Origin of the sequence: Sphingorhabdus sp., from assembly GCF_023910635.1 — a bacterium.
In the GTDB taxonomy this organism is placed as follows: Bacteria; Pseudomonadota; Alphaproteobacteria; order Sphingomonadales; family Sphingomonadaceae; genus Sphingorhabdus_B.
Genome location: NZ_JAAVVZ010000004.1, coordinates 142,505 through 164,279, shown reverse-complemented (window position 1 = coordinate 164,279; position 21,775 = coordinate 142,505). Strand labels below are relative to the sequence as shown.

The window sequence follows — 21,775 nt, the reverse complement described above, 5'->3', positions numbered from 1 at the left end:
TGGCAATATCGGGATGACGTCATTGTACGGCGCTATGTCTATTGCCGGTGCGGTAACGTCCAACACGGGCGCGATAACTCTACAAACGAACGACGGTAGCGGCACAATCGCGGTTGCGTCGACGGGTTCCGTCACAACGCAGGGTACAGATAGGTCGCTAACCATCAACGGTTACCGCGGCATCACGATTGGCGGCACGATCAACACGACCGGCAACATCGCCATCTCCACTGCGTATACAAGTGGCGCGACAGGGGCATTCTCCAACACGGGTAGCATCACCTCTTCGGGCACGTCCTCCTCCGTTGTATTGACTACCTACCAAGGCCAAACCTTGACTATCGGCGGTGCGATTTCAGCGGCTGGTAGTATGCAGCTTCTGGCAGGAGGAACCTTCTCCAGTTCCTCTGCCGGCGTTATTTCCTCGGGCGTGTCCGGATCCGTTGCCATCCGGTCTGGTTATCAATTCGCCACGGCAAATACCTATAGTGTCAACATTGCTGGCAACATCACTGCAGGGTCGGGCGGTGTGCAATTCTATTCGAACGACAAAATCACGCAGACAGCTGGTGTCATCACTAGCACGGGCAATCTTGTGGGGATCAACGCAAATGGCGGGACGCCCGTTTATGCCGCGCCATCGGCGCAGGGTAACATAACCCTGAACCAGAATAACCAAGTCGCTGGTATCGGGCCATTCTACATCAAGGGCGAGAATGGCGACAGTGACTTCAGCTTTAACAATACGGGCGGTGGCCTTCGGATTTCTGGCGACATCAGTACATCGAACGGCAGCGTTGCACTCAAGACAGCGGGTGGCTTGCTCGATCTCCAGTCGTTCAATATCAAGGCAGGCGAATATCTCGTCAACGGCGGCGGCAACATTACGCTTGCGGGGCGCGGGATAAACCAGAGCCTCGGGACGATTAACGCCAACGGCTCAACAAGTGGCGCGGTGGCTGGTGACGGAGCAGCGGGCGGCAAAATTTCATTGACGGGTCATGATGGGACCGCCTCTGGCAACATTACGCTCAACGGTACACTCAACACCCTCAACAATACGACTACCGCGATCACCGTTCGCGGAACTAGCAACTTGACGCTTCCTAGCATCATCGTGCCCAATGGTACGCTTATCTTGGGCGACGACACTGCGACTATCGGCCTGATCACGGGCAATATTTTGCAAGCCACCGCAACAACCGTCAACGCAAAGGCGCTAACGCTTGGGACGGCGACCAGTGCCATTGGCGGCTCGGTTGTGCTGACCAACAGCGGGAACAAATTTGAAAGTCTCGGCATTTCCAAAGTCGGAGAACTGGGCGCGACCCAATATGATTTGGACATCGCCGACTCAACGGCTGGCCTGTCGATCACGGGCACCGTTACCAGCGCCGGCGGCGTTCGGATTACGACAACCAAAGCAGAAGGAGATGCCTCTGGCATTCTCGCCATTGGTGGTAATTCCGTTACTGCGCAGGGTGATGTTTATCTGGCAGGTGCCACTGTAACTCAGTCGACGGCCAGCACGATCAGCGCCGGAAGTGGCGCCATCGCCATCAATGGCGGCGGCGGTGCCGGCAGCAACAGCATTACGCTCAGCGGTACTGTCATCACCACCAGCTCCAGCGCGGAGGCGATCCAGATTGTTGCTGCTGCCAACGCCACGGTGAATATCGTAACCGCCACCAGTGGCGGCGTTCTTCTTGGCACTTCCGCCGCGCCGTTATCTGGCACCGTGTCGCAGACGACGACCACTGGTCTTGTCAGTGCGGCTACGCTCACCGGTAATACTGGGGTTCTGACGGCGAACAACATTGCCATTGATAATCTCGGGGCGCTGACGACCACGGGCGCGCTGTCGCTTAAGGACATTGGCGGAGCAGGCGCTGCTGGCCTTGCCGTCACGGGGACGGTTACAGCCGGAGCTGGATCGACGATCGAGACGACTGGCGGTGCTTTACGCCTAGGGGCGCAGACCCTGAATGTTGCTGGCTTTAACCTCGTGCTTAAGGGTGTGGGCGTCAGCCAAACAACAGGGTCGGCTGTCTACGCCTCGACAGCGGATATAAATGCAGGTGTTTCGACCATCGACCTGGCGAGCGAGCTGAATAATTTCAGCGGTCAAGTGACGCTAAACAGCACGGGATCATCGGTCAGTATCGCCGACATCAACCAGCTTAGCCTGAATTCTCTGACCGGGAAGCTGGCGAGTACGACATCGATAACAGCCGTTGCAGGCACCAATTTGGTCCTGACGCCTGAAGATCTTACCACCACAACCGGTAACATCTATTTCCAATCGAAAAATGGTGACTTGTCGACGCCTGGTAACCTGACCACAGGTGCCGGCAGCATCACTCTGATCGCCAATTTTGGCGCGGCAACAACCGGCGATACCCAGGTCAACAATACCATTACAACGACGTCAGGTAATGTCGTCATCACGGCTGACCGTGAGGTCAATCTCGCGAAAAGCATTCTATCAACGTCGGGCAATATCACTGTGTCCGGTCAAACAATCACCCACTCGACCGGGTCATCGACAGATATTCTGAAGCTCAAGACGGGATCGACCGGCAACATCTCCGTTAGCGCGACGGAGCCGGGTGGTCTGACGATGGGCCCATTCTATTATTATGAATCGGGCACTGGTTCGATTTCTATTGCGGCTGGTGGGACGATACGTCTGTCCAACATCACAAGTGGCGGCTTGCTTGATATCAGCGGCGTAGGGCTGATTGAGCAATATAATGGCGCGGCAATCAGCACATCTCAGATCAGCGTGACTGCGCGCGACAATGCGACAGCTGGGTCTGGCGCAATCACTCTTGCAAACCTTTTGAATGATGCAACAACGGTGAAGTTGGTCACCCGGAACGCCGCCAATACGGCGGCGGGTGCAGGCGCGATCAGCTATTTTGACGCCAACGCCTTTAGCGTTGCGCAAATCCAGTCCGCAGGTACGGTCACCCTGACATCTAAGGGTGTCATTTCGACAGCCGCATCCAGTGCCTTGGGCACCGGATCGGTTGAAGCCAACACGCTCACGATTAAGACGCTGAATAATGCTGGCGCTGGCGTGCTGTTAACTGCTGCTGGTAACAATGTCGCGACAGTCAACATTGCCGTGCGCAATGCCGCCGACACTGCTGGTGCTGGCTCCACTTTGGGTGAAGATACAGATACCGGCGCTACCGGCACAATTCGGTACACAGACAGTAATGGTTTTGCCGTATCGTCGATTAGTACTGGCGCATCCACTGTTCTGACGGCGGGCGGTTCGGTTACGCAATCTGGTGCCATTCAGTCGGCCAAGCTTGGCCTGAGTGGTACAGGTATCTTCACGCTCAATCTGGCAGACACCTTCTCCAACCCCGTTAACGTCGTTTCGGTTTTTGCATCGGATGCGACGGGTGCGGTTACATTTACAACACTTTCTGCGCTCACAATCGGCGCGGTAAATCCGACGGGTATAGTCTCAGGTGGCGCCGCGATTACGATCGCAGCTCCGTCGATTGATTCCAGAAGTACAACAATTGACACGCAAAGCACGACGGCTGGCACATCAGGTGGCGCAGTTACGCTCACGTCGACCGCGGCTGGCGCAGATGGCGCTCTGCTTGTCGGCACCATCATTTCTTCGGGTCAGGCTGCTACAGCAAATGACAGCAATGGCGGGAATGCGGGTTCCATCACCTTGACATCTGGCGGGTCTAGCTTGTCTGTCGCCGGGACGATTACGGCCCGCGGCGGTGCCAAAACCGGATCTGGTGTCTCTGGCGCCGACGGCACCGTAAAGCTGCTGGCGACATCTGGCGCTGTCTCGCAAGCCGATGGCAGCACGCAGATAAGTGCTGGCCAGCTCATCATTGATGCGGCCAATGCTTCGGCCCTTGAAGATACCGATAACTCCGTGACGCGACTGATTGCTCGTATTGCCGGTGAAGGCCAAGGCTTTACTTATCGCAGTTCGAATGCGTTCAACGTTGATGGCGGCGCGACCGCTGGCCTAACATGGCGCGGTGTCACCACTCAGGGCGGCGCTGTTACCTTGGGTTCTCCTGGCGCAGCCATAACTGTGTCTGAAACAATCACTACTCGCGGCGGTAGCTTTACGGCGGGCGCGGTGTCGTCGGAAATTGGCAGCTTCAACTCCACTGGCGTTGCTGTTTCGACAGCAGGCGATATTACGATTGGTAATACCACAGCCTATTCCAGCGGCGGTGCAATCACCATCCACGCTTTAGGTGCGATCACCACTGGAACAGTGACAAGCAGTGGAGATGCTGCGGCTGCTTCAGCGTCGGCAGGCGCTATCCGCCTGACGTCTACCGCAGGCGTGATTAGTGCCGGCGCATTGTCGGCAAACGGTCGCGACGCGGCAGGTGGCGAGGTCAACTTGACTGCGAGCACCATCAATTTGCTCGGCAATATCTCGACCACCGCCAACACGACGAATGCAGCGAAGAGCGGTGGGACAATTACTCTTACTGGCGCTACGATCCTGAATGGCGACCGCATTCTCACTACAGGTGCGGCGAGCGGCGGTGATATTCTGTTCCTTGGCACCTTAGATGCTCTTGGCTCTGCCTATAACCTCACCCTCACATCCGGGACCGGCAATATCCGCTTTACCGGCGTGGTTGGCGGTAATGCAGACCTTACAGCACCTGGCCTGATTTCAGTTTCAACTGCTTCAGACGTCAGTTTTGAAGCGGCTGTTACGGCTGGTGGCTTTCAACAGTTAGCAGGCTCGAACCTGACGTCGTTGTCGGGTGCGATGGCGCTTATCAATGGTTTTAGCTTCACCGGAACGAAGCTTACAGTTAATGGTGCGGTAAGCACTGGATCAGGCTTTACAGTCGCCAATAGTGGACTGTTCACAACGTCAGCTACTGGTGACATTACAGCCGGAAGCGCATTCAGCCAGACGGGATCAGGTCTCAACAGCCTAGCTGGTGACATCAGTACGGCCAATGCGAATATTTCCTTGGCGCAGGCCGTGACGCTTATGGGTGACGTGACTGTCGCGTCATCGGGTGGATCCATAACCTTGCTATCAACGGTGGACAGCGGCGCCGCGTCCGCACGTGCAATGACTCTCAACTCTGGCAGCGGCAACGTCACCTTTTCTGACAAGGTCGGCGATACGGTTGCTTTGGGCAGCGTCACCGTCAATAGTGGCGGCACGACGAAGTTTTCGACCACGGTCAAGGCCGGATCTGTTGCCACAGATGCGCCTGGATCGACCGAGGTTTTTGCCAATATTGAGACCACGGGGGATCAATTCTACCGGGATGTTCTGACGCTTAAGGCCGACGTGACGCTGACCGCAGCAACGTTGAAGGCTTATGGGTCTGTCAGCGGCAGCAGCAAGATACTTACCATCAGGGGTAATGCTGAATTGGGAAGCCCAAGCGGCACAAATGATACTGTCACAGGTCTCGCTTCGCTCGATATTAGCGGCACGACGCTGATCGAAACGGAAACGCTGACGACGACAGGCGCGCAGAACTTCCAAGGTGATGTAACCTTGGGAACGACGACAACGCTCACGACAACGAACAGTGTAATAACCTTTGGGGCGGCGCTTGATTCGGCTGCTACTAAGTCCAACGGATTGATTGTCGCTGCGGGCACTGGTGCAGTTACCTTCACTGGCGCCGCGGGCGCAAAGACGGATGGACGTCTGGGTGATGTCAGTATTGGCAGCGATGGCATCACGGCCTTCAAGGGCGACGTTTATGCACGCTCGCTAGAAACCAATGTTGGCGGTTCAACCAAGCTTGCTGGTGCCGTCGATACTAGCACGACCCAAATCTTTAACGACCTAATGGTCCTGACCGGTGGCGTGACGCTTACCGGCACGAACATTACCCTTGGTCAGACGGTAAACAGTGAGAGCAGCTCCACTGCTCGGGCTCTCACCGTTTCTGCCAGCGGCATAACGAACTTTGGCGGCATTGTGGGCGGCACGGCGGCGCTTGCGTCCCTGACGGTCAATGGTGGCGGAACCAGCAACCTCAACGGCGCGTCAATCACGACCGCTGGCGCACAGACCTATGACGACGCCCTAGTCCTTCGGCGTGATATTGTTCTCACGGGTTCTGACATTACGCTGAATAACACGACTGACAGTGACGATGTTCTTACGCCGCGCGCACTGACTGTTACCGCTGCGGGCGCCAAGACATTCAACGCCGCGCTGGGCTCTGCAAACCTATTGGGTGCATTGACCGTCAACGGTGGCGGCACGGTGGGTCTTAATGGCTCGGTTATTAAAACATCTGGTGCGCAGACCTATTCCAATGCGGTGACACTCGGTGCGAACACAACGCTAACCTCTTCGGGCAGCAACATCAGCTTTGCATCAACCCTTCAATCAGACACCACGCCCTTTGGCCTAGAGATCACGGCTGGTGCGGGCGATGTCAGCTTTACAGGCGCAGTTGGCACGCAATCCGTGGGCCTCGGCGACATTGTCCTCAACTCGGCGGACGACGTGACGTTCACGGCTGCGCTTACAGCTGATAGCTATGAGCAAAAGGCCGGGACTGGCCTGACCAAGCTTGATGGTACAACGGCTCTTGCAGGATATTTCAAGTTCACAGGTAGCGCGCTGACGCTTAATGCTGGGATCACCGCAACAGGCGAGGCAATTATCGTCAATGCCGCGGCGCTCATTACATCTGCAGATGGCGATATCATCAGCACTAAGTTTACGCAAAGCGGTGCGGGCGCAAACAAGCTTAGCGGCGACATCCTGACGACAGACGGTATCTCGTTCGCTTCTGGCGTTGAATTGACGGGCAACATTGCAGCCACCGCTGCGGGTACCAATGGCACAATCAGCTTTGCCAGTACAGTTAACAGCAGCACGACTGATGCCCGCAATCTAACTCTGGCTGCCGGGGAGGATATTCTGCTTTCGGCCGCGCTTGGCGGGATCAAAAAGCTGGGGTCTGTCACGCTTAACGGCGCGGGCATCACACGGCTCGGCGGCGCTGTGACCGCGACCTCTGTCACCAGCGATGCATCGGGAACTATTGAACTGTTCGATGCAGTTACCACGACCGGCGGCACGCAAACCTTCGCTGATGGGGAACTTCAGCTAGAATCGGATATGATATTAACTGGCACTACTGTGTCCGTTGGTAGGGTCGTGGGCAAAGACCATGGGCTTACCATCACGGGTAACGCACAATTAGGAACGGTCGGTGGAAACGATGCGGTCGGCGGATTGAGCAGCCTCAGCGTGTCTGGCACAACTAACCTGTCCGCTGAATATGTCCTCACTTCAGGAACCCAAAACTACACTGGCGCGGTGACATTGGCCCGGTCGTCGGAAGTTAATGGAACCGGAATCACCTTCGGAAATATCATTGACGGCAATAGGGCGTTGCACGTCTTTGACCGAGGTCTCACGACATTCACTGGTGCGGTTGGCGGCACAACCTCGCTCGCTAGCCTGTTGGTCGATGGCGGCGGGACGACGCTCATCTCCGGTGGTGCAGTCACCACCAACAATGCGCAAACTTATGCTAATGCGGTGACTCTCAGTGCCGATACGTCTCTGACCGGAATGATCGTTCGACTGAACAAGTCCGTTACGGGCTACAACGGTACAGATTATTTTGCCCTCAACGTCGATGGCGAGGCAATGTTTGGCCGTTCAGAGGATTATCAGAGCGCTAGCGTGCTGCTGGGCGGACTCACTGTCCGCGGCAAGACAACTTTGAACATATCCGACATTACGACAAGCAATGCCCAGCTTTTTGACGGAAATGTCGTTTTGACGGATGCGACATTCCTGCGCTCGCTTGCGTCTGACGTCACTGTCACCGGAACATTGAACGGTGCTTTTGATAGTGAAATCCTAACAACTGCTGGTGGGATAACTATTTCGGGTGCCGTTGGTGACTCTGGTGCAACAGGTCGCGTCACTTTAACCGCCTCGGGTGAAAAAACATTTGGCAGTACGATCGACGCCAATAGTCTAATCACAAACGGGCTAGGTGCCACAAAATTTGGAGGCAATGTTACCGCGCCGACGGTCAACATTAACTCTGCGGTCATTTTAACATCAAACGTGGTCTTTGATTCGTCTGTTATTACTTTCGCATCCGGCCTCGACAGTGCGGCGTCCGGACCTGCACGGTCTGCCACAATTATTGCGTCCACCTCCCAGCTTTACGGTAATATCGGCGCGAACAACGCGCTTCAGTCGTTTACAGTAACACCAACGATTGGTGGACAGACGGTTTTCCGAGGAAAGTCTATCACGACCGTTGGTAACCAGTCGTTCGGCAATGCTTTCTTATTCGACAACGTCATTCCCGGCAGTGTTGCACTGACAACCACGAACGATGCTGTGTACTTTGGACTTGCGGTCTCGGGGACCAATGGCTCAACTGGGCTCACAGTTTCCGCTGGCACGGGTAATGTCACATTCGCCAATGCGGCCACCGGTTTTGGCACGGTCGGTGTCAGTGGCGCCGACATCAGCTTCGGAGGCATCTTTGGCGCAAGGGTCGTCACAGTCGTAAATGCTGGTCAGTTCACGACGGCACCGGGCGCCGGCATCTATATTCAAAATAACTTCGCGCAGACGGGCACTGGCACAAACAGCCTCGGCAGTGACTTTTTCCTCGATGGAAACTTGTCTTTCGCGACTGCAATTACATTAACAGATGCCGTCCACATCGAGTCCTCCACAGGAACGCTGCAATTTGCGGGCAGCATTGATAGCGATAGTAATGATACAGCGCGCAGCTTCACCTTCACCGGCTCCGGTGCGGCGACATTCAATGCGGCCCTGGGGACCAATAAAGCGCTTGCTGGCGTGGTGCTCAGCTCCAGCGGCGTTGTAAAACTTCTTGATTCTGTTGCGGCGACTTCCTTCGAAAGCGACGGCCTTGGCAAAATAGAACTGTCGGGCCCAATTACCACTTCGGGCTCGCAAACTTACAAAAACGGTGTTGTTCTTAAAGAGAACATCGCGCTCGACGCAACCAGCGTCTCGATGCTCGACACCGTTGTCGGCGGCGGACACGCGTTGACTATCACGGGTAACGCCGTGGTTGGAAATGGCGATGCCGGAGATCAGATCACTGGCCTCAGCACTCTAAGCGTTTCTGGCACCAGCACGCTTGCCGCTGCATTAATCAGCACCAGTTCTTCACAGACTTTCACTGGCGACATCACGCTTGCCAGCGCTGTTGAACTCAACGGTGCGGGTGCCACCCTCGGCGGTGCTGTCGACGGTGCGCATGCGCTCACCGTTTCCAGCTCTGGCATTACTGCGCTGAACGGCGCTATTGGCAGTCTCACACAGCTGGCGAGCTTTACGGTTCAGGGCAACGGAACTGTCACCATGGCCAATGGCGACGTGCGCACCAGTGGTGCTCAAAGCTATGGAACCCTTTCCCTGGGTGCCAACGCGACGTTGCGCGCGTCAACGGTGTCGACAGGACATATCAGTGGCAATGACAATAGCCTTGCAATTGTTGGCGGCGCTATTCTCGGAACGAGCGGTGGTTCTAATACCATTCTCGACCTAACAACGCTCTCCGTTTCTGGCGATGCAACGTTCAACGCCGCTGCGATTACAACGAGCGATACACAGACCTATGGCGGAAATGTAACGCTGGCTAGGGCAGTGTCTCTGACCACGACTAATGATAATATTGGCATCGTAGGCACGCTGAACGGTGGCTTTGACTTTACCGCAAATGTTGGCTCAGCGAATGTTACGCTGACGGGCGCAGTTGGGGGCACGGAGCGTCTTGGAGCGCTGAAACTTGTCAGCACAGGCACGATGACCTTCGGCGCGTCGCTAAAGGCCGCATCGGTCCTCACCAACACCAATGGCACAGTCTATCTGGGTGGCAATGTCGATACGACGACAACGCAGATCTATAACGACGCGATTATCCTGACCACGGACGTGGTCCTAACCGGCACTGACATCAACCTCGCGCAGACGGTGAACAGTGATGGCACCGCTCGCGCCTTGACGGTATCGGGCAGCGGCTTGACGACCTTCGGCGGGACGGTTGGAGCATTGGCTGCGCTCAAGTCGCTTACTGTCGGCGGCGGCGGCGATGCGGCTCTGATCAATGGCGGTTTGGTTCGCACGACCGGCGCGCAAAGCTATGGCGATGCGGTCGTGCTGGGCACGAACGCAGCATTGACCACCACCAATAATGGCAGCATCAGCTTCCTGAGCACAGTTAGCTCCGACGCAGCCTTGGCTTCCACTGATCACGCCACCCTGACGCTGACTGCTGGCAGCGGCAAGGTCACCTATATCGGTGATCCGGGCGCAGCCATCACCCAACCATTCATAGACGGCGCAATTGGTGCGCTCACGATTGTTTCAGCAGGTGACATTGATGTCTCTGGCACAATTCTGGTGGCAGGTGCGGCCAATCTGAACCATTCAGGTATTCTGACGACGGCGACCACAGGCGATTTAATCTCGGGCGGTGCGTTCACCCAGTCTGGTATAGGCACCAACCGCCTTGCCGGTGACATCATTGCTGGCGGCAATATCGCCATGGCGGGTGCGATCACGCTAACGGGCGGTGTCGCCATCGTGACTAACGGAACGGCCGCCACTATTGATCTGGCTGCCATCAATAGCGATGGCTCCGGCGCGGCTAAGAACTTGCTGCTACGTTCACCCGGGGCGATTACGATTGATGCTGCCATTGGCGGAACGCAAGCGTTAGGGACTATCTGGATTGAAGCTGCAGGCGTGTCGCAGGGCGTGCAGATTGCTGGTAACAACTCGATCATCCCCGGCACTGGTTTTGCGGTCAAGGCCGCGAAATTGGCCATCACATCAACCGGCTTGGTTGACTTGATCCACCCAGACAACGTCGTACCAATAATCGCTGCAGCGATCAGCAGTAATGCGGATTATCGATTCACCAACTACAGCTCCGGCGGCGTCACGATCAACACGATCGCCAACCCGTTTGATACCAATATTAGCCTTGCTGGTTTGAAAGCCAGCGGTACGAACAACACCTCAAGTGCATCTTTCGTGGTTGGCGGGTTGCTGACCCAGACCAATGGAGCGGTGATTGATTTAGGGGGTAGCCTCACAGTCAATGCCCAGCCGAATTCGCTGCGCGATGTTACCTTTGACAACTCGGGCACCGGTGCATCGGGTACGGTCTTGGGCAATACGCTAGTGGCTGGCGACTTTAACCTCGTGTCAGTCGGTAATGCTACCCAGGCGGTCGGGATTAACGCCAACAGCCAAGATGGCTATCTGCAGGTTGGCGGTAGCTTCAACCTGACGGGGGGCGGAACGTTCATTCAGGGCAATTCTGCGCTTAACGTATTCGGGTTTGGCGCGGGTACGCAGCAGCCAAATACCATCAGCCTGAACGGCGTGATCACATTATCCGTCGCAGGCGGCAAGCTCATCGGAACGTCCAGTCTGGCAACCTATGATGCAAATAATAATAACTCCTGCCTAACCGGCTGCGCCTCGATTGATCTTGTGACGAATTCTTCGGCTAATGACCTCACGGTGATTTCGCAGGCTGGCGGCAAGTCGATTGTGGCATCCGGAACCAATGTTGGTGCGTCGGTAAGCCTGTCGCAGGTCAACAAGGTACGCGGTACTGTTACCTTCAAGACTGCTGGCGCGTATCAGGATCTCGGCACTGCGGTTGAAACAGGTATCAAGACCGATCAGGCGCTGACCTTTGGTGGCAACAATAACCTACTGCTGACCGTTCAGCAGAGTGACGCCAACGCAAACGCATCATCATCGGTAGCCGGTCGTGGCGCCCTTGACCTGGGCTTCACCAACGCGCTTGGCAGCGGAACGATTGCGGCCAATGCCTTTGGGATGCCGGTCACTATCAATAGCAGCCAAGCGCTTAAGCTTGGCTCGGTACAGGGATCAGTGGTCAGCGTTACAACAGCAGCTGGAGCTATAACGCAGGCAGCCGTCGGTGCAATTTCGGCTGACACTCTGGTTCTTTCGGGTGCTGGCTCAGTAACGCTTAATAATACCAATAGCATCGGCGTTCTGCGGGCCTCGACCGGCGGTGATTTCAACCTGAAGAACGGCCGTGCACTGACGGTTGGTGATGGCATCGCCGGCGTCACCAGCACCGGTTCAGTAACGCTGCAAACAAGTGCGGCCAATTTGACACTAGCCAAGGCTATCACCAGCGGCGGCAACATCACATTAGTCACCGCCGGTAATTTCATTAACAATGTCGGTGCATCCGCGGTGACGACAGGTCTCAATGGCGTCTGGCAGATTTGGTCAACCAATCCTGCGCTCGACACGCTTGGCGGCCTGACACCTGGCTTTAAGCATTACAATGCAAATTATGGCACGTCGACTGTGCCGCAGGCGTCGAGCACGCTCAACGGTGTGCTGTATACTCTTGCGCCAAAGGTTACCGTGTCGCTGACCGGTACCGTTTCCAAGGTCTATGACGGTTTAACGACGGCCAATGCTGCAAACGTTAACTATGTCGTTTCAGGTGCGCAGCGCGACTATCTGAGCGCTACCGAGACCGATAAGGATGTGGTTACAGCCACTGCGACTAGCGTCAGCTTTGAAGGTGCAGATGTTGCACGGGACGTCAGTGGTAATGTGCTCGCCAACAAGAAGGTTATTGCCAGCGGCGCGGACTTCACTGCGACATCGTCAACCGCTTCCGGGACAATCTCGGTTTACGGTTATCAGCTTGATACGACCGATCGTGTAAATGGCCTGATCGGTCAAATCACGCCGAAGACGCTTGTCGTCGGCGGTTTGGACAGCTCTACCTTCACTAAGTTTTATGACAGCAACACAGCGGTTGCGATTTCCGGTACCGCCGCACTGCTAACTGCAATTACAGCAGGATCCGGCACCGCTGCTGACGGCTCCGCTTATACGGGCGATGATGTCAGCCTCGACGGCACGGCATCGGGTACGTTTGATAACGCCAATGTGCTCGACGCGTCTAAGGTTACCTTGGCTGGTCTCTCCTTGACGGGCGCTAAGGCTGGAAATTACGGCCTTAAGCTTTCCGATTATGCAGGCACAATCACGCCTTATGCGGTGAGCCTGACGGGTGGCCGTGTCTATGATGCGACGACCTCGGTGTCGGCGGCAGATCTGACGATCGGCGCACGGGTTGGTGTTGAAACGCTTGGGCTTGTGGGTTCAGGTACGCTTGGTGACAAGAATGTGGGTCAGAACAAGGCTGTTGGCCTTGGCACGCTGGCGTTGACCAGTGGAACTGGCTTGGCCAGCAACTACACGTTAGTGAATGGTGGCCGCATAGCGACGATTACGCAGGCGACGATCAGCACGGTCTCTGGGATTACAGCCACAGACAAGACCTATGATGCCAATGACACTGCAACGCTGGTGACTTCTGGCGCTACGTTTAATGGTCGGTTGAGCAACGATGTCTTGAACGTTGCGACCTCAACGGGTGCGTTCAATGATGCGCGCGCTGCGATTGGCAAGACGGTGAGCATCAGCGGGATTACGTTGGGCGGCACGGATGCGGGTAACTACACGCTGACGACGTCGACGGCGTCGACGACGGCGACGATCAATCCTTATGCCGTAACGGTAAGAGCACTGTCGCAGACAAAGGCTTATGACAGCAACGCGTCGGTTGCGAGCACGGCGCTGAACATTGGCTATAGCGTTGGCAATATGGTTGGCAGCGAGAGCCTGTCGGGCGTTACCTTGGCGTATACCAACGCGAACGTAAGCCGTGACGGCAGCGGCACGGTTCTGAGTGACAAGACGATTGCAGTGAGTGCGGCGCAGGCAACTGCGGGCACAGTGCTGAGCGATTATGACATTAGCTATGTAAACAACATGGCGAGCACGATTACGCCTTATGTTGTGAGCCTTGATGGTGGCCGTGTCTATGATGCGACGCGTGATGTTGCGGCGGGCGTTTTGACCATCGGCACGCTGGTGAACGTTGAGCGGCTGACGCTTTCTGGTACCGGTACACTGACCGGTACTAAGGATGTTGGCGATAACAAGACGTTCGACATCAATACGCTGGCGCTGGGCAACGACACCGGTCTTGCTTCCAACTACACGCTGGTGGGCGGAACCCGTACGGCTGACATTACGCGGGCGACGATCAGCACGGTCTCTGGGATTACAGCCACAGACAAGACCTATGATGCCAATGACACTGCAACGCTGGTGACTTCTGGCGCTACGTTTAATGGTCGGTTGAGCAACGATGTCTTGAACGTTGCGACCTCAACGGGTGCGTTCAATGATGCGCGCGCTGCGATTGGCAAGACGGTGAGCATCAGCGGGATTACGTTGGGCGGCACGGATGCGGGTAACTACACGCTGACGACGTCGACGGCGTCGACGACGGCGACGATCAATCCTTATGCCGTAACGGTAAGAGCACTGTCGCAGACAAAGGCTTATGACAGCAACGCGTCGGTTGCGAGCACGGCGCTGAACATTGGCTATAGCGTTGGCAATATGGTTGGCAGCGAGAGCCTGTCGGGCGTTACCTTGGCGTATACCAACGCGAACGTAAGCCGTGACGGCAGCGGCACGGTTCTGAGTGACAAGACGATTGCAGTGAGTGCGGCGCAGGCAACTGCGGGCACAGTGCTGAGCGATTATGACATTAGCTATGTAAACAACATGGCGAGCACGATTACGCCTTATGTTGTGAGCCTTGATGGTGGCCGTGTCTATGATGCGACGCGTGATGTTGCGGCGGGCGTTTTGACCATCGGCACGCTGGTGAACGTTGAGCGGCTGACGCTTTCTGGTACCGGTACACTGACCGGTACTAAGGATGTTGGCGATAACAAGACGTTCGACATCAATACGCTGGCGCTGGGCAACGACACCGGTCTTGCTTCCAACTACACGCTGGTGGGCGGAACCCGTACGGCTGACATTACGCGGGCGACGATCAGCACGGTCTCTGGGATTACAGCCACAGACAAGACCTATGATGCCAATGACACTGCAACGCTGGTGACTTCTGGCGCTACGTTTAATGGTCGGTTGAGCAACGATGTCTTGAACGTTGCGACCTCAACGGGTGCGTTCAATGATGCGCGCGCTGCGATTGGCAAGACGGTGAGCATCAGCGGGATTACGTTGGGCGGCACGGATGCGGGTAACTACACGCTGACGACGTCGACGGCGTCGACGACGGCGACGATCAATCCTTATGCCGTAACGGTAAGAGCACTGTCGCAGACAAAGGCTTATGACAGCAACGCGTCGGTTGCGAGCACGGCGCTGAACATTGGCTATAGCGTTGGCAATATGGTTGGCAGCGAGAGCCTGTCGGGCGTTACCTTGGCGTATACCAACGCGAACGTAAGCCGTGACGGCAGCGGCACGGTTCTGAGTGACAAGACGATTGCAGTGAGTGCGGCGCAGGCAACTGCGGGCACAGTGCTGAGCGATTATGACATTAGCTATGTAAACAACATGGCGAGCACGATTACGCCTTATGTTGTGAGCCTTGATGGTGGCCGTGTCTATGATGCGACGCGTGATGTTGCGGCGGGCGTTTTGACCATCGGCACGCTGGTGAACGTTGAGCGGCTGACGCTTTCTGGTACCGGTACACTGACCGGTACTAAGGATGTTGGCGATAACAAGACGTTCGACATCAATACGCTGGCGCTGGGCAACGACACCGGTCTTGCTTCCAACTACACGCTGGTGGGCGGAACCCGTACGGCTGACATTACGCGGGCGACGATCAGCACGGTCTCTGGGATTACAGCCACAGACAAGACCTATGATGCCAATGACACTGCAACGCTGGTGACTTCTGGCGCTACGTTTAATGGTCGGTTGAGCAACGATGTCTTGAACGTTGCGACCTCAACGGGTGCGTTCAATGATGCGCGCGCTGCGATTGGCAAGACGGTGAGCATCAGCGGGATTACGTTGGGCGGCACGGATGCGGGTAACTACACGCTGACGACGTCGACGGCGTCGACGACGGCGACGATCAATCCTTATGCCGTAACGGTAAGAGCACTGTCGCAGACAAAGGCTTATGACAGCAACGCGTCGGTTGCGAGCACGGCGCTGAACATTGGCTATAGCGTTGGCAATATGGTTGGCAGCGAGAGCCTGTCGGGCGTTACCTTGGCGTATACCAACGCGAACGTAAGCCGTGACGGCAGCGGCACGGTTCTGAGTGACAAGACGATTGCAGTGAGTGCGGCGCAGGCAACTGCGGGCACAGTGCTGAGCGATTATGACATTAGCTATGTAAACAACATGGCGAGCACGATTACGCCTTATGTTGTGAGCCTTGATGGTGGCCGTGTCTATGATGCGACGCGTGATGTTGCGGCGGGCGTTTTGACCATCGGCACGCTGATCAATCAAGAAACGCTTGGCCTTGTGGGTTCAGGTTCGCTTGGTGACAAGAATGTGGGTCAGAACAAGGCTGTTGGCCTTGGCACGCTGGCGTTGACCAGTGGTACTGGCCTAGCCAGCAACTACACGCTGTTGAACGGTGGCCGCACAGCGACGATTACGCAGGCATCTGTAACAGTTACCACTAGCGACGTCGTCAAGACGTATAACGGCACACTGGGCGTTGCCGGAGCAACAGTTGCACCGGTCGCGATTGTCCTGGCGGGTAGCAATACGCAGATGTTCGGGTCTGACACGCTCTCTGGCGGCAGCTATGCCTTTACCAATGCCAATGCTGGCAGCGATGATCGCACGGTTACCGTTGCGGACGTCTCGCTCAACGACGGCAATAACGGCGGGAACTACACCGTCACTTATGTCAGCAACTTGACGAGCACGATCAACAAGGCGGCTATCACGGTCAGTACCAGCAATGTCATTAAGACATATGATGCAACGACCACAGCGCTTGGTACGCCGGTCGTGACAGTTGGCAGCTTGTTCACGAATGCCAGCAACGGCAACACAGCCGACAGCCTGAGCGGTGGCACTTATGCCTTTGTGGGTGAAAATGTCAGTCGCCAGGGCGGCATCTCTTCCGGAGCTGTGCTGAGTGACAAGGTTGTGGCCGCGAGCGGTGTGACCGTAAGCGATGGCAATAATGGCGGTAACTATGTTGTCACTTATGCCGATAACATGACCAGCACGATTAACCCCTACGCCATCAGCCTGACGGGTGGCCGTGTTTATAACGGGGCGACACAGGTTAATTCCGATATCTTCTCGCTGAGCCAGCGGGTCGGGCAGGAAACGCTTGGTCTTACAGGCGCAGGGACGATCTCGAATGCGCACGTTACGCTCAATGGGACGACCCCGCAGTCTCAGATTTTGGGCTCAGTCGGCACGCTTGATCTGACAGACGGCACTGGGCTTGCTATCAACTATACGCTGACGGGTGGCACGCATAATGTGACGGTCAATCAGCGTCCGTTGACGCTCAACGCCGTCGTTCCGAATAAGATTTACGATGGTAACACTGCAATTCAAGTCACAAGCCTGACTCTTGGAAACCAAGTCGCGGGCGAGATCTTGAGCCTGGTCTATAATCCATTCGCCAACTTTATTGACAAGACGGCAGGCGAGAGCAAGGGTGTGACGATCGTCAACGTGCTTGCACAGACCACGCCAACGGCACGCAGCACGGATTATGTAACGCTAGCGTCAACATATCAGGCGACCGCGTCGATCTTCAAGAAAGACATCACAGTTGTTGGTGTTGTTGCCACTGACAAGGTCTATGACGGGACGACAACGAACATCATCAATACGTCCGTTTCGGCACTTGCTGGTCTTATCCAAGGCGATCAGATCGGCATCTCGAGCATGACGGGCACGTTCTCCAACAAGAATGTTGGAACGTTTATTCCCGTTATCGGCAGCGAGGTTACCTTCGCTGGTCCAGATGCAGGCAATTATAACCTCATTCAGCCGACGGGCTTGAAGGCCAACATTCTGCCGCGTACGCTCATTGCATCTGCGGTCGGCATTGGTCGCCAGTATGACGGTACTACAGATGCGCAGGTAAGCATTTCCGATAACCGGATTGCCGGTGACATCGTCACTTATGATTACTCCGCTTCGTTCCTTGATGAGAATATCGGCACCAACAAGTTTATTGCGGTGCAGATCGATAGCCTGACAGGCACCGATGGTGGCAACTATACGCTGGCCGCTAACCCGTCCGCCTTTGCCAATATTGCACGCCGCGTAATCACCTTTACACCAGTGGTAACGACCAAGATGTATGATGGTACGACGGCTGCTACTGGCACATTGGCCACCAATGTGATTGCCGCCGACAATGTGACGGTTACTTTTGGCAATGTGCGTTTTGATGATCCTGACGCGGGCGCAGCCAAGTCTGTTACGCTGACGGGTATTTCGGTGACGGGCGATCTGTCCAACTACAGCTGGTCGCCGTCTAACACGACCGCGACGGGCACCGGAACTATTACCCCATATATCGTCAATTTGACGGGTATGAAGGTCTATGATGGTGCGGCAACTATCGCGGCAGCAAAGCTGGTCACAGGTGCGCTGGTCGGCAACCAGACGCTCATATTGACCGGCATTGGGGCATTTTCCGACCGTAATGTAGGTAATGACAAGCGGATCGACCCGACTGGGCTCACATTGCTGAGTGGTAGTGGCGCCAATGGCGGACTTGCATCAAACTATACGTTTGCAGGTGGCGTGCAGGTGGCATCGATAACCCCAGCGGCGCTGGTTGTGACCGCTTCAGAAGCGGTTAAGACTTACGATGGCAGCGTATCGATGGTCGGGGCAACCCAGGCACCGACACCAATTGTCAAAATCGGCAGCGAAACCGAATTGTTTGGCGCTGACAGCCTTAGCGGCGGTAACTTTGCCTTCGTCGATGCCAATGTCAGTCGTAACGCCAATGGCGCGGTGCTGCGTGACAAGTTTGTCACCGTTTCGGGTGTGACAGTCAACGACGGCAATAACGGCGCGAACTATACAGTGTCCTATGCTAATAATTCTACCAGCACCATCAACCCATACGCCACGACGGTTGTAGCTGCGGCTCAGACCAAGGTTTACGATGCGTCGACCGCGGCAGGAACCGCACGCTTCACGTCAGGCCCGATGATCGGATCTGACACGATTGCTTCGGTTACTTTGACGTATGATGACAAGAATGTTGGTCAGGGTACTAAATCTATCTTGCCGAGCGCTGCTATTGGCGCAACGGGTACGATCATCGGGAACTACACCATCAGCTATGTCGCAGACACGGCTAGCTCCATTACCCCTGCGGTACTTTCGGGCGTTTCGGACATAGTTATTCGTGACAAGGTCTATGACGGCACGACGGCTGCTGAGGTGGCATCAGCCGCGTTCAACGGCATCTATGCTGGTGACGATATCAGTGTAGCGCTGTCGGTGGGCTCGTTCGATACCAAGGATGTTGGACTGCGTTCTGTTGTGATTTCCGGCATTTCGCTCGGTGGCTCTGATGCCAGCAACTACATATTGCTGAGCAGCTCGGGAACGGCAACAGGCCAAATCCTCCAGCGTCCGATCACCATTGGAGCGCTATCGCAGACAAAAGTCTATGACGGCACTATCCAAGTTACAGCCTTGGGCCAAGACAGCGGCTTTGACGTGAGCAACATGGTGCAGGGAGAAGGCATCGCCGCTGCGGCACTGTCTTATGCTGATCCACATGTCGGGCGTGGCGTTGACGGCATGGTATTGAATAACAAGACCGTGACGGTCAGCGGTGCAATAGCCGCAACCAACACAGATCTTGCTAACTATGCGGTAACCTATGTAGCCAACACCACCAGCACGATTGCTCCGGCACCGTTGCAGGTTACTGTTCTAGATCTCAGCAAGATGTATGACGGCATGGCGAGTGCCGCCGGTGCCGCTGTGCTGGCGGATGGCAGCCCACGTTTGATCGGGTCCGATGCACTGTCGGGTGGTACGTTCACATTCACCGATGTTAATGCCGGAACCAATAAGACCGTAAATGTATCCAACGTTACGGTCCATGATGGTAATAATGGCGGCAACTATGCGATCAGTTATGTAAACAACACGTTTAGTGCGATTACGCCTTATGTGGTTAGCCTGACGGGTGGACGCGTTTATGATGCAACTACCGACGTTGCGGCCTCTGCCCTGACGACCGGTACTTTGGTTGGTGTTGAAACGCTGGGCCTGACGGGCTCTGGCACGCTGGGTGACAAGGATGTCGGCCAGAACAAGGCAGTTGGACTTGGCACGTTGACGCTGACCAATGGCACTGGCTTGGCCGGTAACTATACGTTGGCCAACGGGAGCCGTACGGCTACGATCACGGCAGCTTCGCTAACCCTGACGACGTCGAATGTCGTAAAAACATATGACGCCGACCTGAGTGTTGTAGGTGCGAGCATTGCTCCCGCGCCGATTGTCAAGGCTGGTAGCAACACGCAGCTATTCGGGTTGGATAGCGTGAGCGGTGGAAACTATGCCTTTACCAATGCAAACGCTGGCAGCGGAAACCGTTCGGTAACTGTTGCGGGGGTGACGGTAAATGACGGCCATGGTGGCCTGAATTATGCGGTCACTTATGCCAGCAACTCGACCAGCACGATCAACCCCAAGGCGCTGACGGTTACAGCGTTGTCGCAGACGAAGGTCTATGACAGCAACACATCGGTTGCCAGCAGTGCTTTGAACGTCGGCTATAGCGTTAGCGGGCTTGTGGGTACTGAAAGCATATCGGGCGCAACACTGGCTTATGCCAATGCGGATGTAAGCCGCAACAGCAGCGGCGCGGTGCTGAGTGACAAGACGATTGTAGTGAGTGCAGCGGTTGCGGGTGCAAACACCCAGCTGTCTAACTATGCGATCAGCCATGTAAACAACACGTCTAGTGCGATTACGCCAAAGCCTGTCTCTTTGTCTGCCCTGAAGGTCTATGACGGAAGTGCGGACCTCACCAGATGGGTAACAGTCAATACGGGTATAGCTGGCCAAGTGCTTAGTTATTCAGGCGCGCGAGCGAACTCAGCGGACGCGGGTGTCGTTGGCAACTACATTAGCCAGATTGCTTTGGTCAGCACGCCGACGTCTTTGGCGTCAAACTTTGCCCTGCCGGTGCTTAGTGCTTCGACGGCTCCTGTGACGATATCGATACCGCAGCCTGCCGTCGTCACGGTATCTCGGACTTATGAGAATCTGTCAGTCGTTAACGCGCCAACACTTGCACCGTCGCTCGCAAGTCCCGTCGTGGTTGCACCTCCTTTGGCTTCGCCGACCTCGGACAGTGGTATTGATGCCGGCACGACTTCGGCCGCCGCCGCTTCGGGCTCGTCTACGTCGTCACAGACCTCTGGAACTGGGGCCGAGGCTGTAACGACCCTAGGTGGCGCCCCTTCGGGTTCGTCTGCGTCTACACAGGCACCTGAGAGCACCGCAACCGCTGATACGAGTTCAACCGGTAGCATGTCGACTTCACCAGACACATCCGGGCGAGGATTTATATCGGTCGATATTATTAACGCTCCGGTTCTTGATGCGGGTGCAGTGTTCAAACTGACTGTTCCACAAACGGCTTTCCGCCATATGCGCAGTGATGCTCGGATTACACTTAGCGCCGCCTTACCGGACGGAAGCGCTCTGCCTGCTTGGGTAGCTTTCGATGCGACCCGTAACATTCTTTCCGGCACCGCGCCTGACGGCGTAACCCAGCTGGATGTGGAGGTGACCGCGGTCGACGAGGAAGGTTACAAAATCTCGGTAATACTGAACCTAAAATTCTCCACAAAACTCTAA

The 21,775-nt window shown here is 55.8% G+C and carries 1 protein-coding gene (only partly in view); it reads left to right on the top strand.

The features are described 5' to 3' along the window. Positions 1-21,775, top strand: the 3' portion of a protein-coding gene (locus HEQ34_RS03645; RefSeq protein WP_296197529.1) for a YDG domain-containing protein. The gene continues 5,903 nt to the left of window position 1, outside the view; the window shows 21,775 of its 27,678 coding nt (coding positions 5,904-27,678); its start codon lies beyond the left edge, outside the window; it ends in the stop codon at positions 21,773-21,775.